At 32.5% G+C, this 17,038-nt stretch carries 16 protein-coding genes; 2 read left to right on the top strand and 14 right to left on the bottom strand.

The annotated features are described in order from the left end of the window. Positions 1 to 69: 69 nt before the first annotated feature. Together ACRHNM_RS07390 and ACRHNM_RS07385 are read left to right on the top strand one after the other, a co-directional pair. Entirely contained in the window at positions 70 to 1,281 is a 1,212-nt protein-coding gene (locus ACRHNM_RS07390) for a hypothetical protein (protein ID WP_431135191.1), read from the top strand. Then, positions 1,253 to 1,717: a hemerythrin domain-containing protein gene (locus tag ACRHNM_RS07385; RefSeq protein WP_431135189.1), complete on the top strand. Its 465-nt coding sequence runs from the start codon at positions 1,253 to 1,255 to the stop codon at positions 1,715 to 1,717. Before ACRHNM_RS07390 ends, ACRHNM_RS07385 begins: the two co-directional genes overlap by 29 nt. A gap of 12 nt (positions 1,718 to 1,729) precedes the next feature. On the opposite strand, the gene ACRHNM_RS07380 is transcribed toward ACRHNM_RS07385, so the two are convergent. The 14 genes from ACRHNM_RS07380 to ACRHNM_RS07315 all read right to left on the bottom strand — a co-directional run bounded on the left by ACRHNM_RS07380 (position 1,730) and on the right by ACRHNM_RS07315 (position 16,999). Beyond that, positions 1,730 to 1,969: a cytochrome C oxidase subunit IV family protein gene (locus tag ACRHNM_RS07380; RefSeq protein WP_431135187.1), complete on the bottom strand. Its 240-nt coding sequence runs from the start codon at positions 1,967 to 1,969 to the stop codon at positions 1,730 to 1,732. A gap of 1 nt (position 1,970) precedes the next feature. After that, complete coding sequence (locus ACRHNM_RS07375) at positions 1,971 to 2,552, bottom strand: cytochrome c oxidase subunit 3 (RefSeq protein WP_431135185.1); 582 nt, start codon at positions 2,550 to 2,552, stop codon at positions 1,971 to 1,973. A gap of 1 nt (position 2,553) precedes the next feature. Continuing rightward, positions 2,554 to 4,104 carry an L-aspartate oxidase gene (nadB, locus tag ACRHNM_RS07370; RefSeq protein ID WP_431135183.1) on the bottom strand — a complete coding sequence of 517 codons (1,551 nt, stop codon included), beginning with the start codon at positions 4,102 to 4,104 and terminating at the stop codon, positions 2,554 to 2,556. After that, positions 4,097 to 5,032: a quinolinate synthase NadA gene (gene nadA, locus ACRHNM_RS07365; RefSeq protein ID WP_431135182.1), complete on the bottom strand. Its 936-nt coding sequence runs from the start codon at positions 5,030 to 5,032 to the stop codon at positions 4,097 to 4,099. Before nadA ends, nadB begins: the two co-directional genes overlap by 8 nt. 29 nt (positions 5,033 to 5,061) lie before the next feature. Further along, positions 5,062 to 6,837 carry a nitric oxide reductase activation protein NorD gene (locus ACRHNM_RS07360; protein ID WP_431135180.1) on the bottom strand — a complete coding sequence of 592 codons (1,776 nt, stop codon included), beginning with the start codon at positions 6,835 to 6,837 and terminating at the stop codon, positions 5,062 to 5,064. A gap of 71 nt (positions 6,838 to 6,908) precedes the next feature. Then, positions 6,909 to 7,682 (bottom strand): CbbQ/NirQ/NorQ/GpvN family protein, encoded by a 774-nt coding sequence (locus ACRHNM_RS07355; protein ID WP_431135179.1) that lies wholly within the window; start codon positions 7,680 to 7,682, stop codon positions 6,909 to 6,911. An 85-nt stretch (positions 7,683 to 7,767) separates the two neighbouring features. After that, positions 7,768 to 9,045: an alginate export family protein gene (locus ACRHNM_RS07350; protein ID WP_431135177.1), complete on the bottom strand. Its 1,278-nt coding sequence runs from the start codon at positions 9,043 to 9,045 to the stop codon at positions 7,768 to 7,770. An 18-nt stretch (positions 9,046 to 9,063) separates the two neighbouring features. Continuing rightward, positions 9,064 to 10,407 (bottom strand): cbb3-type cytochrome c oxidase subunit I, encoded by a 1,344-nt coding sequence (locus tag ACRHNM_RS07345; protein WP_431135175.1) that lies wholly within the window; start codon positions 10,405 to 10,407, stop codon positions 9,064 to 9,066. Positions 10,408 to 10,421: 14 nt separating this feature from the next. Then, positions 10,422 to 10,856, bottom strand: coding sequence for a c-type cytochrome (locus ACRHNM_RS07340; RefSeq protein ID WP_431135173.1), 435 nt, complete (start codon positions 10,854 to 10,856; stop codon positions 10,422 to 10,424). Positions 10,857 to 10,877: 21 nt separating this feature from the next. Further along, complete coding sequence (locus tag ACRHNM_RS07335) at positions 10,878 to 11,600, bottom strand: SCO family protein (RefSeq protein WP_431135171.1); 723 nt, start codon at positions 11,598 to 11,600, stop codon at positions 10,878 to 10,880. 6 nt (positions 11,601 to 11,606) lie between these two features. Continuing rightward, on the bottom strand, positions 11,607 to 12,380 hold the full coding sequence (locus ACRHNM_RS07330) for a formylglycine-generating enzyme family protein (RefSeq protein ID WP_431135169.1): 774 nt from the start codon (positions 12,378 to 12,380) through the stop codon (positions 11,607 to 11,609). 4 nt (positions 12,381 to 12,384) lie between these two features. Further along, positions 12,385 to 13,827 carry a copper-containing nitrite reductase gene (gene nirK, locus ACRHNM_RS07325; protein ID WP_431135167.1) on the bottom strand — a complete coding sequence of 481 codons (1,443 nt, stop codon included), beginning with the start codon at positions 13,825 to 13,827 and terminating at the stop codon, positions 12,385 to 12,387. Positions 13,828 to 14,020: 193 nt separating this feature from the next. Continuing rightward, entirely contained in the window at positions 14,021 to 16,021 is a 2,001-nt protein-coding gene (locus ACRHNM_RS07320) for a TonB-dependent receptor (protein ID WP_431135165.1), read from the bottom strand. Between the two features lie 114 nt (positions 16,022 to 16,135). Further along, the gene (locus ACRHNM_RS07315) at positions 16,136 to 16,999 is read right to left on the bottom strand and encodes a hypothetical protein (protein ID WP_431135163.1); all 864 of its coding nucleotides are present in this window, start codon (positions 16,997 to 16,999) and stop codon (positions 16,136 to 16,138) included. Positions 17,000 to 17,038 lie beyond the last annotated feature (39 nt).

The raw sequence follows: 17,038 nt of genomic DNA, 5'->3' as shown, positions 1-17,038 counted from the left end.
ACATTATTTTAAACCAGGAGAAGTGTTCTTTTTTTTATACCTTTAATCGTATATTTATATAGATATCAAATGCAGAAAAAGCTTGTCATTGTTTGCCTTCTAAATTTTTTAGTAGCTGCTTTAATGGGTTTAGCATTGCGATTTTCTTTTGTAGATGCTATAGGCATTAACTATCGTTTTCTAACACATGCACATTCTCATGTTGCTATGTTAGGTTGGGTATATTTAATGCTTTACGTATGTATCGTTCACTATTTTGTTCCCGAAAAAAAAGCAATATATAACCGATTATTTTGGTTTACACAGTTTGCTGTCATAGGAATGATGTTGAGTTTCCCGTTTCAAGGTTATGGTGCTGTTTCAATTACATTTTCAACCTTACACATTTTATGCAGTTACTATTTTGTGTATTTGATATGGAAACATCACAACACCAAATCTAAAGTTACAACTTTACTATTAAGAGCTTCCCTTCTATTGATGCTCTTATCAACATTGGGTGTGTGGTGTTTAGGTCCAGCAGTAGGGCTTTTAGGCAAAGCTTCAGCGTTTTATCAGATTGCCATTCAGCACTTTTTACATTTTCAGTTTAATGGTTGGTTTTTATGTGCTGTAATTGCCATCTTTTTTCATTTGCTAAACATAAAGGACAGTCCATTGTTCAGACGCTTTTTTAAACTTTTAGTGATTTCAACAATACTCACTTTAGCTATGCCTGTTCAATGGTTTGCTCCACATTTAGCACTTATAATAATCAATGCTTTAGGAGTAGTTTTACAGGTATTTGCCATTTTCTATTTTTTTAAACTTATAACTTCTCAAATTAAAGATTTTCACAATTCGTCTTCTAAACTTTTGGTCTATAGTTTGAAATTTGCTATTTTTTGTTTGGTTGTTAAATCCATATTGCAAGTGGTCTCTATCATTCCAGAATTTGCTGAAGACTTATACCTTCATCGTAATTTTGTAATAGGTTTTATTCATTTACTCATGTTAGGTGTTATTACCGGATTTTTATTTGCTTTTATACTGAAAAATAATTTGATAACTTTTAATAAGATTTCAAGCTTAGGTGTTTACAGCTTTCTCATAGGATTTGTTTTAACCGAAACTATTTTGCTAATTCAAGGCATAAAATTTTACTTCGGAAGCGGACTACTTTCAAATTATTATTTGGTGTTATTTCTAAGTAGTATTCTTCTACCTCTTGGAGTTTCACTCATACTTTTAAACACTATTAAACATAAAACACATGCCTCACAAACCACAAAAACGACATAAAGCTTTACAACCCTTAAGCAGAGAGCATCATCATGGTTTATTATTATCATGGAAAATTCGAACTGGCTTTAATAAGAACATCGAACCAGAACGCATGAGAACTTATGCCAACTGGTTTTTTGAGAATCATCTCATTCCTCATTTTGAAATTGAAGAAGCTCATATATTTCCTATTTTAAAACCAGATCATGAACTCATCAAACGAGCGTTAGCCGAACACAGACGTTTAAAACGTTTGTTTTCTGAAACTGAAAATGACACTAAAACACTTAGTAAAATTGAAGAGGAATTAGAAAAGCACATTAGATTTGAAGAGCGTGTTCTTTTTCCAGAGATTCAAAAGGTAGCCACTGAAACACAATTAAAACAAATTGAAATCATTCATCAGCCAGAAGAACGTTTCGAAGATAAACTAGATGATGAATTTTGGAAGTAATTAAATCTTCAACTAAGATACAACCCATACAATTGATGTCACAAAAACGATTAAAAAACTTACAATCGTTGTTTTCCAAAAGACATGTGCTTTTTTCAATTCCATGAATTGAAAGGCAATACCTAAGAATTTCAAAGAAGATAATATTAAAATTATCAGCATGATATAATTGCTATTTAGTTTAGAAACCAAAGCTGAAACTATTGTAAGTACGATTAAAGCTATCCAGGTTAAGTTTGTGTTTATATTCATATCAAAACAGTAAATAAATAACAGGAAAAAGTAATATCCAAATTAAATCACACATGTGCCAAAAGGCAGCACTAGCCTCGACATCTTCAATGCTTGTGTGAGAATTTTCTTTTCTTAATCCAAAATAAACAGAGGTTAAAATCACCAAACCGACAATGACATGGATTACATGAAACAAAGTAAGCATCCAATAGAACGAGAAAAAGGTATTGTAGTTAATGTCGAGTCCATCACCAATTTTTTCATAATATTCAAAGCTTTTCAATCCTAAAAACAAGAGTCCGAAAAGCATCGTTAAAAGCAGAATTTTTTCAAATTTTTTAAGGTTACCTTTCTTTAATTGCGCTACTGAAATTGCCATTAAATAACCACTAGTCAACAAAAACATGGTATTAATCATCCCAATCGTTTTATTAAGTTTTAAACTAGAATCATGAAATATTTCAGGCTCTTGATTCCCGTAATATGCCATAGCTATTAAGGCAATACCAAAAGTAAATAACTCAAGGAATATAATAATCCACATTAAAATTCCTCCTGGAGGATAGTAAATGTTTTTATAATTAATGGTTGTTGTTTTCATTTTAATTATCAATTTTATAGAAGCCACCTTTATTATATTTTCTTTCTATTGATTGACAAATAATTAAGTGAGCTACATTAATCATATTTCTTAACTCACATAGTGAAGGCGTAATAGTAGATTTTTTATACAAATCTTCAATTTCTCTATAAATAAATTCTAAACGATCTTTAGCTTTTGTTAATCGATTATTACTTCTTACAATTCCAACATAATCACGCATTAATGCTTGAAGTTGGCTAAGATTATGTGTTATTAAAATATGTTCTTTAGGAATATGTGTTCCTTTATCATTCCATACAGGAATTAAAAAATCATTTGCTTTTGGTGTGTTGACACTTACATATTTAAAAATATTATGAGCATAAACTAAAGCTTCTAATAATGAATTTGAAGCCAATCTATTTGCACCATGCAAACCAGTTTTAGTACACTCACCACAAGCAAATAGATTGTTAATAGACGTTTTTCCATGTTTATCAACAACAATTCCTCCGCATAAATAATGTGCAGCTGGAACGACAGGAATCCAGTCTTTAATGATGTCTATATGATTTTCAAGACAGTGTTTGTATATATTTGGAAAATGTTTTTTAAAAGCTTTGCTATCTAAATGAGTACAATCTAAAAAGACGTGTGAGTCACCAGATTTTTTTAATTCGGAGTCGATACTTTGTGAAACAATATCTCTAGAAGCCAATTCTCCACGAGCATCATAATCCAACATAAACCGCTGTCCACTTTTATTTTTTAAATACGCTCCAAAACCTCTTACTGCTTCAGAAATTAAAAATGAAGTTCCTCCTTCTGCATTATAAAGCGCTGTAGGATGAAATTGAACAAACTCCATATCTTCAATTTTTGCCTTTGCTCTGTATGCCATTGCAATACCATCTCCCGTGGCTATACTAGGATTTGTTGTATGACCATAAACGGTTCCTATTCCTCCAGTTGCCAATATGGTGTTTTCAGATTTAATTGTAATAATATTTCCTGTTTTTTGATTTAAAACATAAGCTCCATAGCATGATAATACTTTAGTTTCTTTAATTTTTAGATGGTGTTCTGTGATTAACTCTAAGGCAAAGTGATGAGACATCAAACTAATATTAGAAAGTTGATGTACGCGTAGTAATAACGTTTTCTCAATTTCAAAGCCTGTAATATCTTTGTGATGAACAACTCTGTATACAGAATGACCACCTTCTTTTCCCAAATCAAAATTACCTTTGGCATTTAGATCAAAATTTGCTCCCCAATTTATAAGTTCCATAAGCCGTTTAGGACCTTCTTTTACAACCATTTCTACAACTAAAGGATCACATAAACCATCTCCAGCTACAAGAGTATCTTGTATGTGTTGGTTAAAAGAATCGGCTTCATTATCTAAAACAACAGCTACACCTCCCTGAGCATACTTAGTGTTTGATTCATCTTCATTCCCTTTTGTTACGATAATAATTCTTTTATTTGGAAATTTTTCTGCCATTTTAACAGCAAAAGTAAGTCCTGCAACACCTGCTCCTATTATTAAAAAACTGGTTTTAATCATTTTGTGCGGATAATTTTAACATGCGCTGAATCGGAACTAATGCTTTTTTTATAACCTCTTCAGAAACATGTATTTGAGGATTTTCATCTCTTAAACACTTGTACAGTTTCTCTAATGTATTTACTTTCATAAAAGCACATTCGCTACATGCGCAAGTATTGTCTTCTTTTGCTGGAGCAGGAATTAGTTCTGCATTTGGAACTTCCTGATTCATTTTATGTAAAATACCAGCTTCAGTAGCAACAATAAACCCTTTGTCTTGATTTTTTTTTACATAATTTATCATTCCAGCAGTAGAACCAATGTAGGTGGCTATCTTTAAAATATGTGCTTCAGATTCTGGATGTGCAATAATGAGATAATTTGGATACTTTTTATGCAACTCAATTAGCTTTTCTATAGAAAAAGCTTCATGCACAACACAACTACCATCCCATAATAACATCTCTCTACCTGTTTGGCTCATAATATATCTTCCTAAATTTCTATCTGGAGCAAAAATTATTGGCTTATTTTTAGGAATAGAATTTACAATCTTAAGTGCATTAGACGAGGTACAAACAATATCTGTTAGTGCTTTTACTTCTGCACTACAATTTATATAGGTAATAACTGTATGATTAGGGTGTGATTTTGTAAAACTTTCAAAAGTATCTGAAGGACAAGAATCTGCTAAGGAACAGCCTGCATTTAAGTCTGGCAAAACAACTATTTTATTTGGATTTAAAATTTTTGCTGTTTCTGCCATAAAATGTACACCTGCAAATACAATAATATCGGCATCGGTTTTAACAGCTTGTTGTGACAAACCCAAACTATCACCAACGTAATCTGCAATATCTTGAATGTCTTGGTTTTGATAATAATGCGCTAAAATCACAGCCTTTTTTTCTTTTTTAAGCTTGATAATTTTTTCTTGTAATGTCATTTTCTAACTATTTACTTTATTATACGACCTTAACTTTGATGTTTAATTTTTTCATACAGTTTTACTAAAGATTGAAGCAATTCAACTGGAGTAGTAAGAATTTGGTAATGATTTTGTCCAAACATTTGCGGCAAATAATATTTAGCTTGTGCTTCAATGGCCAAAGCATAGGAGTTGATTTGGCGTTCATTTAATTCTCGTAAAGCTTGCTTAACATCATTAATGCCATATTTACCTTCATATTTATCATAATCGTTTGGTTTACCATCAGAAATTAAAATTACCCATTTGTTTTTGGTATCTCGTTTATCTAACAAAGCTCCAGAATGACGCAACGCAACACCAATTCTAGTGTAACCACTTGGTTGTATTGCTCCTACTCTGTATTTTGAAGTACTCCAATCATCATCAAAACCTTTAAGCGTTAAATATGTAGAATGATTTCGTGTTTTTGAATAAAAACAATTGATAGAAAAATCAATATTAAATTCGTTTAAAATTTCACCAAATAAAATAGAGACCTGCTTTTCTACATCGATTACTCGATTTCCTGCTGTATAACCATCACTAGACAAGCTCACATCTAGAAGTAGAACTATTGATAAGTCTTTTTCTTTTTTTCGTTTAGACATGTAAATTTTTTCTGAAGGTGTATGTCCAGATTTCACGTCTATAAACAGATCGGTTATGGCATCAATATCAAACTCTTCACCTTGCATTTGTCGTCGTTGCTGCTGATATTTATTGTTAACTGTTGTTAGCATTTTTCGTAGACCAACTAAGGTAGATCTATTATCGTTTAAGGTTTTTTTATAATAACTCACATCTGTTTGCGACTGAGTTTTTGGATAAACTTTACAAAAATCTTCTTTATAACGCCTATCAGCATAATTCCATTCGTCATAAGTGATATGATATCCCGAACCATCCTGTTTAGAACTTTCTGCAATAGTAGTATTCTCTGTAAACTCGGCCTGATATACAGAATGCGCAGTATCATCTACACGAACTGTATGTTTCATATTAACTTCATCTAACGCATTTGAATGGTCTTCAAGATCATCATCACCATCCATGTCTCTAAAATTTCCACCAAATTCTTCTGCTGTTTCTACCTTTTCAAACTGATGTTGCAATACAGCGTCATCCATTTGCTTTTGATCTAGTTGAACTGAGATAATTTCTTCAACCGCCTTAGATTTAATAATTGTTTTTGCTAGGTTTTGATTAGTTTCTTTAACCTTATCGGTAAAGTTTTCTAAAGGATTATTAACATCATTATTAAGAGTATCTTTCATCCATTTTCCATAGATAAAGGAATAATCTGCAGGTAGCTTAGGGGTTTCTTTACTTCTATAATGCGAAATAAAAGTGTTGTAATGATGTTTAGCTATTGGAAATTGTTCAAATAAACTCTGAAGCACTTTTGTAGACGTTTCTTCAGCTTTTTGTTGAGATTCCTGAAGATCATGCTCTACATTATCCTTCCAGTTCAAGTCTAAATTCTTCTGAATTGACAGGTACAATATTCTAAACAGAAGAAAAGAAACATTCTCGTCTATGGTAGAAAAATCATAGAATTTTGAAGGTAAAAAAAAGTTATTGTTTCTATAACCACCTTCTCTTTCAGCTTCAAATATCTCAATTGCTTCACCAGTAATAGCACGAGCAAAAATAGTCAATCGAGGTTTGAGATCACTTAAAAATACAGCATGTTGAAGTTCTGCTTTCTTTTTCCTTTTTCGTTTTTTAAAAAAGAAAGCCAACTTGGTAAAAATATATTCATCTGGCTCAAACTCAAACATTTCCTCTATTTTTAATTTTCAGTTTGTCGTATAGTCTACTGCCTATTGAAGAATTTGCACTGGCTGCTATACTATATCATTAAATCACTTAAATCTTTTAAAGCCTGAATAACTTCTAAATCATCTGTTAAAGGCTCTACAACTGCAACATGTACTGCTAATCGTTTTGGTAAACCTGCTTGAATTAATTTAGCAGCATCCACCAATAACCTGGTAGAAACTGTTTCAGTTAGACCTAATTCTGTAAGGTTTCTAATTTTAGTTGCTATGTTTACTAATTTTTTTGCAATGTCAAATTGAATTCTGGTTTCAGACACTAATATCTCTGCTTCTAATTTTTCTTCAGGATAATCAAAAGAAATTGCCACAAAGCGTTGTCTGGTTGAAGGTTTTAATTCTTTAAAGCCACGTTGATATCCTGGATTAAATGACGCTACAAGCATAAAATTTTCATGCGCTTGTATGGTTTCACCCAACTTATCAATATATAGTTCTCTACGATGATCTGTTAAGGAGTGAATGGCAACAATAACATCTGGTCTTGCTTCAGCAATTTCATCTAAATACAATATATGACCTTCTTTAACAGCTTTTGTTAATGGTCCATCTAACCAGATTGTTTCTGCGCCTTTAATAATAAATCGTCCAATTAAATCGGTTGATGAGGTCTCTTCATGACATGAAATGGTAATTAGTTTTGTCTCTAATTTGTGAGCTATGAATTCAATAAACCTAGACTTTCCTGTTCCTGTTGGTCCTTTCAATAAAAAAGGAATCTTACATGTGTAGGCATGTTCAAAAACTGTGATTTCCTTTCCAACTGCCTGATAAAATGGTTTACTCATTTTTCGTTTATTATGAATTAAACACCAGAGTCAAACTTTCTTTTAAAAATCAAACTCTGGTTGTTTTAAATGTAATTATCTAGATTTATTGTTTTTGTATTGTATGCGTAAACAATTTTGGTTTAAACGTAATCATGATCCAAGCCCAAGAATTGTTTTCATCTTTATCTCCTCCTTTTAAAACCTCCATTGTATTTGTTGCGAACATATTGGAATATCCTGCATTTAAATGAATATCATTGGCTAATTTATAGCCAATTGTCAGGTCTAATTCTGTTCCTAAATTGTTATCCATTTTATCTAAGCCATTAAATACACTTCCTGCAGATGAGAAAAAGTGAGGCATTATTTTAGCAGAAAACTTATTCTTTTTATAAGAAATTGACCCATAAACATCAGTCAAACCAACATTATTTGCGTGGTTACCAACATAAAAATAATCCATTAAACCATTAAACTTATGATTTGTACCAAATAAAGGTGCAAAGGATTTTATATCAGTATCTGTATCATCCATATCTTTACCTGAAAGGAATTCTGCTCCAACACCAACATTAAAATTATCACTTATTTTATAACCTAAATTACCTGAAAAATAAGAAGCGCTAACATTAGTGTCTAACGATTTTCCCGTTTGAAAATATGCTGTTGCATCAGCATTAAATTTACCAGACACATAAGTCAATCTTGGACCAATGGTTTGCATATAATCTATACTTTGCTTTTCATTAGGCATTGCTTCATTCTCAAGATATTCAATTCCGGTATTTAAAGCTAAAACACTCAATTCAAATTTATTAAAACGTCCATGATACCATGCGTACTGAAATGATTTGTATCCAGCAGCATTACTATATAGGTTGTCAATATTCGATTCAGAATCTGAATTTAAAGCCAAACCAATGTCTATTTTATGATTGGCATTAGGCACATATTTAAACAAAAAGGCATCATGACTTCTTGCTTGTTGTGCCCAATCAACATTTCCAAAAATTCTATGGTCATCATAAACTATTTCCTGGCGACCAAACTTAAAAAACATCTTACTGTTTAGTATATAGGTTGCCCAAGCTTCATGTAATGCTGTTGCTTTGTCGTCACTAGACAAAGTACTGACATCTCCCCAAACTCTAACATTTTGAAAAACGACTTTGAATTCCATTTTTTCATTTACAAATCCAAAATTTAATCGTGTACGTTGAGACACAAAATTTGAACCATCTTCATCTGTATTTAATAAAGTTCCGAATCCATGTTTGTTTTCGTAACGTGGTCTAAGTTCTGCTGTCAAATCAAAAGTTTGAGCATAAGTACTTAGTGCCATTAACACTATTATGGTGAAACAAAAAATATGTCTGTTCATTTTTTTCTAAGTTTATTTTTAGTCTGTAAATGATGTTTCTAATGCTTCATCTGTTGGTCTTCCATGTTTATAGAAATCAACAAAAAATAAAACAATACCAGTCATAAATAATGTGGCACAAATGATAAGTACAATAAAATGGATTTCAACTTCTTTTTGCACTTCCATAAATTCCATTTTCAACTTTCTTTCTAGATATACTTGAACAACACCTGCAACACCAAAAGCAACTGTCATACCTATCATCCCAATATTAGACATCCAAAATGCCATACGTCCTCTGGTACTTTCATAGAGTTTTCTTCCAGTCATATTTGGTAGACTGTAACTAATAATCGCCAATACAATCATGGCATACGCTCCCCAAAATGCAAGGTGACCATGCATTGCTGTAACTAAAGTTCCGTGTGTATATAGATTTGTTTGTGGTAATGTATGAGCAAATCCTAATAATCCTGCACCAATAAAAGATACAATAGCTGCTCCAAGTGTCCAATAGAGAGCTAATTTGTTAGGATGTTTCTTCTCACCTTTTCTGTACATATTAACAGCAAATAATGCCATGGCCAAGAAAGCTAAAGGTTCAAGAGCTGAGAAAATACCACCAACGATTAACCAAATTTTATTCACTCCTATATAATAATAATGATGTCCAGTTCCTAAAACACCAGATAAGAATGTTAATCCTACAATAACATATAGCCATTTTTCAATAACTTCTCTATCAACACCAGTTAATTTGATTAATAAGAATGATAAAATACCACCCATAATTAATTCCCAGACACCTTCTACCCAAAGGTGAACAACCCACCACCTAAAGAAAGAATCTTTAACTTGACTATCAAAAGGCAACATTCCTGGCAAGTATAATAATGCCGCAAACAATAATCCCATTGAAAGCACTAAGGCTGTTGTTGTTTTACGTTTTCCTTTAAATAATGTTGTTAAAATAAGTCCTAAAAACAAAAGGACATTTACAACAACTAAATAATCTAAAGGTCTAGGGATTTCTAAAAACTTACGTCCTTCCCAATAATTAAAATGATACCCAACAATTGCAACTACTCCAACTAATGCTAAACTAATTAATTGTACATAGGCCAACTTAACATTTACTAATTCGCGTTGTGCTTCTTCGGGAATGATATAATAAGCCGCTCCCATGAATCCAGATAACAACCAAACTACTAATAAGTTTGTGTGCACTGCTCTTGCTGTATTAAAAGGAATAGCATTATGCAGTCCATCAAATCCTGCATGGGCAAATCCCATTATAAAACCATATACAATTTGAAGCCCAAATAACAACATTGAAAGGGCAAAAAACCAATACGCTACCTTTTGTGATTTATATTTCATGAGTATCTATTTAATTAATTATCGTCTTTTGCTAATGGTGAAACTACAGTGTCAAATCCATTTAAATCAATATTATCTATCCAATCAAAAAATTCAATAAGATCTAAAGCTTCTTCTTCCGAAAAGCCATAAGCCACCATTTTTCTTCCATTTGGTTCCCAAGCAACAGGTGTCATTAATACAGCTTTGATGTAACCTTTACCTCTTCTTTCAATTACTTTCGTTAATTCTGGAGCATAATAAGCTCCTTCTCCCATAATAGTATGACAACCCATACAATTATTGTCTTCCCAAATTTGTTTTCCTCTTACAACTGCTTCTGTAATGTTTCCATCATTAGATTGGTCTTGAGCTTTACTAAAAGAAAAAATAGTCAGTACAATAAAGATCAGAAAAGTGACAACTGTTCCTCCCAGAAAAAAAGCACGTGCTTGTTTTTTTGATAACATAGTATTTAGTTTTGATTAGTATTATTTTTTATTTGTTAACTCTAGAATGGCTTGTACTGTTTCTTTATTATCTACACCCAATCCCTCTTGTTGATGCACTAATTCACCCTCTGAATTAAACACACTAATAATATTAGAATGAGAAAAATCTATAGGTGAAATTTGTTTGTATTTTACAGCCAGCACATTGGCAAATTCTCGAACACCACTTTCTGAACCTTGTAAAAAAGTCCATTGTGCATCATCCATTAAGTTTTCTATAGCAAATGCTTTTAAACGTTCTGGTGTATCTGTTTTTGGATCGATACTAACCAGTATAAAATTTAAATCCTGAAGTTGCTCCCTTGGAATTTGAGCTTCAATATTTCGCATGTCTGCTACTAACCTAGGACATGCAGCTTTGCAAGAGGTGTAGATCATAACCATAACCAAAGTTTTTCCTTTTAAATCCTGAAGTTGAATCTCATCACCTTCTTCAGTATGCCATTTGCTGGTTAAATTAAAAACTGAAGTTTCAGAGATTTCAGTACTTGAATTTGCTTCGGAAACAGTTTCAATTTGTTTTAAATCCATTTTACAAACTGGGCAACTTCCTTGATCATTATATAATTTATCATCTTCACATTTCATAGGACACTGATACATTTCAGCACTATTATTAGCACCAGATTTCTTCTCAGAATTACAACTTAAAAATGCTATAACTGTAATTAGTAATACGACACTATATTTTAAAGATTTCATATTTTTTTATTGATTAATATCTTTTACGCATCTAAATCCAAGGTTTTTCATTGCATATTTTGCTTTAAGACTACCTCTGATAGCGTAACGCATAAAAGCTGCATAATTCATTAAATCTGTAGCGTTAACAGACGCGCTTCCACAGAATAGATTACTGTCTTTATCGACATCTTTTCGTGATTCACCAGTAATTAAAACTGAATTAAAATCTAGAGTCCACTCCCAGACCAAGCCATGTAAATCATGAACACCCCAAACATTTTTAGCATTTTCACCAATCCTGTTTTCATTAGACCGAGGTGCTTCATACCATGCTAAAATTTGTTCGTTGTAGGAGGCTTTAACTCGTGCATCTTTAGTTGTTTCATCAGACATGGCTACATATTCCCATTCATCTACTGTTGGTAATCGTTTGCCTTGACACTCACAATAAGCTTTAGCTGCAAACCAGGAAATATAAGTTACAGGACTGTTAGGATCTTCAGAGGCTTTTAATTCCTGATCTGATTTCCAATTTGTCAGGTAGCTTTTATCGGTAAATAATTTTAAGGCTTTAGATTTTTCCCATTTTGGATAGCGTTTTACAAAATCAACAAATTCGGCATTGGTTACAGGATAGATATCCATTTCAAAATCTTTGACCTCAACCACTGTAGAATCTCTTCCGTATAATGGCAAATAACGACTTCCTTTAATAAAAACCATGTCTTCAGACTGTGCATAAAGCATTGTTTGAAATACTAATAAAACAAACACGAGTCTAAAGGCTTGGGTTTTCATGCTATTAATTCTTGTTTTTTACTTTAAGTACCATTTCTTTTGTAACCACTTTTCCTGAATTTTCCCAACTGTTGTAAACATAGGTCAGTACATTTGCTATTTCATCAGGAGAAAGCATTTGGCGTGTCATCACACTATTGTATTTTTCACCATTAACCGTAATTTCACCTGTTAATCCGTTAAGTACAGCTCCAATAGCCCGATCGACATCTGCATTTAAATAATCTGATTTTGCCAATGGTGGAAATGCGTTTGGTACGCCTTGACCTTCAGCCTGATGGCAAGCAAAACAGGTTTGCATATAAGCTTGTTTTCCAAATTCCATTTGCTCATCGAAGGATTTTGCGGGAACTTCAGATGCTACAATTTCATCTGTGGTAGGCATGGATTGAATCCCAGGTCCTTCAGGTAAATAAATGTCATCACGAATTTCACCAGAATAAATTTTCTTATCTTCTTCTCCTTCAACTTTTAACATTCCTAAAGCACCTTTATTAAAAGCTCTAAAAATGGAATGATCTACCAAAATAAAAGTTCCAGGAACATCAACTCTAAATTCAACTATAGCTGCGCCACCTGCAGGAATTAAAGTGGTTTGAACATTTTCGTTTAATAAATCACCACCTTCTACATATACTTTATCAAATATTTCGCCAATAACATGAAAGGAAGATACTAGACCTGGACCACCATTACCCACAAATAATCTTACTGTTTCTCCTACTTTTGCTGTTATGGCATTGTCGCCTGTTAAAGCTCCAACACTACCGTTAAATACCACATAATCTGCTTTTTCATCAACTGCTTTTTGCATGTCAAAAGGTTGCAAACCACGTTCTCCATTGGCTCCTTTAGTATAAAAATCACCTTGCATGATGTAATATTCTTTATCAACAAGTGGTAAACCTCCTTCTGGCTCAACCAAGATTAATCCGTACATACCATTTGCAATATGCATCCCAACAGGAGCTGTAGCGCAATGGTAGACATATAGTCCAGGGTTTAAGGTTTTAAAAGAGAATACCTTTTCATGTCCTGGAGCTACAAAAGAAGATTCTGCTCCACCACCAGGACCAGTGACAGCATGTAAATCAATATTGTGTGGTAATTTATTATCGGGATGGTTTTGTAAATGAAACTCAACTTCGTCACCTACTCTAGTTCTTATAAAACTTCCAGGAACTGTGCCTCCGAACGTCCAATACACATATTTTACACCATCTGTCATTTCGCCTTCTCTCTCAAGAATTTCCATTTCAACAATAAGTTTCTTAGCTTTTCTACGTCCTACAGGTGTTGGTACATTAGGTGGTGATGTTAACTCTGCAGTCATTTCTCTACTTACAGGAATATCTTCTGCATGTTCGTATACTTTTTCTTTGTTATCAATACAACTATACATCGATAGTGCGATTAATACTACTAATAGTTTTAGGGTTGTCTTCATGTTTAATTGATTTATGGTACAAAAATAGAGTTAAGAGAAGTTGAAAAGCATGACAAATGTCATAATTCGGATAAATTTATCTTAATTAAATTTTTGATTCAATAAGCCAACTATAGTAATTAGATATACTGTTTATTTAAAGCAGACAACCTAACACATGATATTTATTTATCTCAAGTTCTTTTTACATATATTATTGTAATACCAAAGACATATTCACATAGAAGTTACGTCCTTGTCTCGGAATATTATTCCAGTCTGCAAATGTAGAATAGTTTGTATCTAAGAGGTTTTCAATGCCATATTTCACAATGAATTTAGTGTCTTTAGAGTAAAACACATTACCAAAATTAAGGTTTAAAACGCCATAAGCAGGTGTTTCATCTTCTCCATAAAAACTACTATAATTACTTTGGTTGGCATTACCTTGTAATTGAAGTGCAGCATTAAATTGTTTTGCTTTATAGTTAACTTCAGCCAGATACGTAAACGGTCTGATTAGTGGTAAAGATTTGCCGTTGCTACCTCGACCGTAATTATAACCTATAGTACCATTGACAGAAAATGATTTTGATAAATCATAAGACGAATTTAAATATACATCAAATATTGACGCATTTGACAAGGCTTTAAAAACTCTAACACCAGTGGCACCAATAGTCATCGCACTTAAAGTCGTATCAATGTCACCAATGATATAATCCATAATATAGAAATACGAGGCCTCAACTCCAATATGAAATCCGTTTTTGTGATAATTAGCCTTAGCATTGATCTCAACAGCTTTTTCATTGTCAAGCGTTGGATTTCCTATATAGTCATAATTATCAAAGCTATTGAATAGAAAAAACCCATAACCTTCACTTACAGAAGGCGCTCTTTCACCATAACCCAAGCCAAAAGACCAATCGTAATGACTCTTTTTATAGGCATAATCTGAAGACAGACTCGTTAAAAATCTATTTTTTGAATCTTCGAGATTAGGATAAAATATTTTGAGACTTTCTAAACCGACTTCTTCTGCTATTGTATTATTCTGGTATCCAAAACGTAAAGAGGTTGAAAGTTGTTCTTTATCACTTAAAACATAGATGTCTTTTGCAAAAATTCCCGTATAAAATGTTCTAATATCTGGCCAGGTAAACATAAACATTGCTGGCTGATTCGGATCATTTGGATACATGGTCATTTCTGCTAATGAGCGATTATAATACCCATTTATATTAAACAGTAAATGATGCTTTTTTAACGTTGTTGCTGCTTTAGAATAAAACCCAAAAGTATCACTCCATCCTGGCATATCCATTCTAATTGGCACGTCTGGACGTTTAGAATCGTCCATGATATGTGTGATTGTATTAAAATACAACTTCGTTTCTAAAGTTTTTATAAAGGTAGAATCATTGGTATAGTTATGTGTTACTGAAGTAATTAAAGCTTCAGCCAGCGACACATCCATAGGTAAGGCAGGATAACCAACATCTGTCGCTTTATCATAAATAATATTAGCATCAATAGAATGACTTTCAGAAAGTTTAAAGCCTGTTTGTAATGAGACATTATACTTTTGAAACTGAGAATACAAAACTTCAGTATTGTTTCCAGCATCGTAATTATCAGATGTTCTAAAAATCCCATCAGCATTCATGTAAAATGTATTTCCAGAATATTCTAAATCCAAACCTGCTACTCTATAGTTTCCATTGGTTTCATAGCCTAAATCCACGTTGGTTTTTAATCCTGATTGATAGAACTTACTTGAAGACAATTGCAAATCAATACCACCTCCAACGCAATGTCCATTTTCGGTACCATTTTGCCCAGAGCCAATACTTACTTTTTCAAGATTTGACACATCAACATACGAAGTAATAGGATCCATTTTATCTGTACATGCTCCAAAAATTTGCATACCATCAATAGTAACATTTAAGCGTTCACTATTCATATTATTTAACGTAGGTTCCCATGCATAACTACCACGTTTTACCATGGCAACTTTGTTAGATTTTTCTAAATAATCATCAATACTTGACAAGGTTTTTTCTTGTCGGTGATTATTCAATTTGCGTCTGCTTAAAACGATGACTTCAGTTAACCTGGTTGTATCTTTTTTTACTTCAGGTTCTTCTTCCTGAGCAACTATAATTCCGCTAAAAAGCATACAAAAACTATATAAAATGATTTTTTTCATCAGTACAATATTAAAAAATGAAAGAATACAAGCTGTCATAGAGCACAGTCGAAGTATTGTGAGTATATATTTTGATACACTTCGACTGTGTTCAATAAAACAGTTGCGAGAATTTTAGAATTCTAATTCTAAATACAGAGAACTTTGTGTATTATCTTCGGTTACGTCTTCCCCTTTAAGTATGGTGTCATTGGCATTCATCAATTTTAAATTAAGAACCCAATATCCTGTCATGGTTAGAGATAAATTTCCGTGATACATTTGATCTGAAATATTGTACGATAAATCTGTATTATTTGGTGAACTGTGATTTCCCATACCAGGCATTCTAGGATCTAATGCAATGGTATAATCTTCAACAACAGGAAATGACATCATAGTTTCCATTTTATGCACACCAACCATTAAATCATTAATACCAATAATTGGGTTGTTTGGTTTAATTAATGAAATGATATAGCGGTTATCATCGTTACCCATGAAACTAGTGACGTTTTGGTTATCATTTTGTCTCACAACAATGGTATCAGTAGCAGTATAATCTACACCATCAACGCTATAATTAATTGTTAAAGACCAACCTGAACCATCTGTATTTGTCATTTGGTATATGATATAGCCCTGAAAAACTGTATTTTTTCCTGAGGCTTTTGAAATAGCAGATCTTGGACAAGAATGCTGCATTGTTGGCATTTGCATCATCGGCATCCATGAAAATGATGCGTCTTCAATGTATGAATCCGTTGCATTATCTTTTAATCTGATACTAACAGAATTATAACCTGTATAAAAATCGCCTTCTTCGTTAAACAATTCAAGTGTATGTGTTGCATTAGTTAGCTCTTGAATTTTCACAAGTCCTTCAACTTCACTTGTAATTACGGGATTATCATCGTCATCATCTTTAGAGCAAGATGTTGTTAGTAGTGCTAAAAATAGTATTGGTACCAGTACGTATATAAATTTAATAGATTTCATAATGTTAATTTTTAATGAATAATGTTTAAAATAGGGTTT

Source organism: Psychroserpens mesophilus (assembly GCF_050617655.1).
GTDB classification, from domain to species: Bacteria; Bacteroidota; Bacteroidia; order Flavobacteriales; family Flavobacteriaceae; genus Psychroserpens; species Psychroserpens mesophilus_A.
Note: the sequence above shows the minus strand (reverse complement) of the source record. Positions and strands in the feature narration are given on the sequence as shown.

Bases quoted from the DNA above. Each gene is read 5' to 3' on its own strand.
- ACRHNM_RS07390 (WP_431135191.1), top strand. From the start codon at position 70: ATGCAGAAAAAGCTTGTCATTGTTTGCCTTCTAAATTTTTTAGTAGCT.
- ACRHNM_RS07385 (WP_431135189.1), top strand. From the start codon at position 1,253: ATGCCTCACAAACCACAAAAACGACATAAAGCTTTACAACCCTTAAGC.
- ACRHNM_RS07380 (WP_431135187.1), bottom strand. From the start codon at position 1,969: ATGAATATAAACACAAACTTAACCTGGATAGCTTTAATCGTACTTACA.
- ACRHNM_RS07375 (WP_431135185.1), bottom strand. From the start codon at position 2,552: ATGAAAACAACAACCATTAATTATAAAAACATTTACTATCCTCCAGGA.
- nadB (WP_431135183.1), bottom strand. From the start codon at position 4,104: ATGATTAAAACCAGTTTTTTAATAATAGGAGCAGGTGTTGCAGGACTT.
- nadA (WP_431135182.1), bottom strand. From the start codon at position 5,032: ATGACATTACAAGAAAAAATTATCAAGCTTAAAAAAGAAAAAAAGGCT.
- ACRHNM_RS07360 (WP_431135180.1), bottom strand. From the start codon at position 6,837: ATGTTTGAGTTTGAGCCAGATGAATATATTTTTACCAAGTTGGCTTTC.
- ACRHNM_RS07355 (WP_431135179.1), bottom strand. From the start codon at position 7,682: ATGAGTAAACCATTTTATCAGGCAGTTGGAAAGGAAATCACAGTTTTT.
- ACRHNM_RS07350 (WP_431135177.1), bottom strand. From the start codon at position 9,045: ATGAACAGACATATTTTTTGTTTCACCATAATAGTGTTAATGGCACTA.
- ACRHNM_RS07345 (WP_431135175.1), bottom strand. From the start codon at position 10,407: ATGAAATATAAATCACAAAAGGTAGCGTATTGGTTTTTTGCCCTTTCA.
- ACRHNM_RS07340 (WP_431135173.1), bottom strand. From the start codon at position 10,856: ATGTTATCAAAAAAACAAGCACGTGCTTTTTTTCTGGGAGGAACAGTT.
- ACRHNM_RS07335 (WP_431135171.1), bottom strand. From the start codon at position 11,600: ATGAAATCTTTAAAATATAGTGTCGTATTACTAATTACAGTTATAGCA.
- ACRHNM_RS07330 (WP_431135169.1), bottom strand. From the start codon at position 12,380: ATGAAAACCCAAGCCTTTAGACTCGTGTTTGTTTTATTAGTATTTCAA.
- nirK (WP_431135167.1), bottom strand. From the start codon at position 13,827: ATGAAGACAACCCTAAAACTATTAGTAGTATTAATCGCACTATCGATG.
- ACRHNM_RS07320 (WP_431135165.1), bottom strand. From the start codon at position 16,021: ATGAAAAAAATCATTTTATATAGTTTTTGTATGCTTTTTAGCGGAATT.
- ACRHNM_RS07315 (WP_431135163.1), bottom strand. From the start codon at position 16,999: ATGAAATCTATTAAATTTATATACGTACTGGTACCAATACTATTTTTA.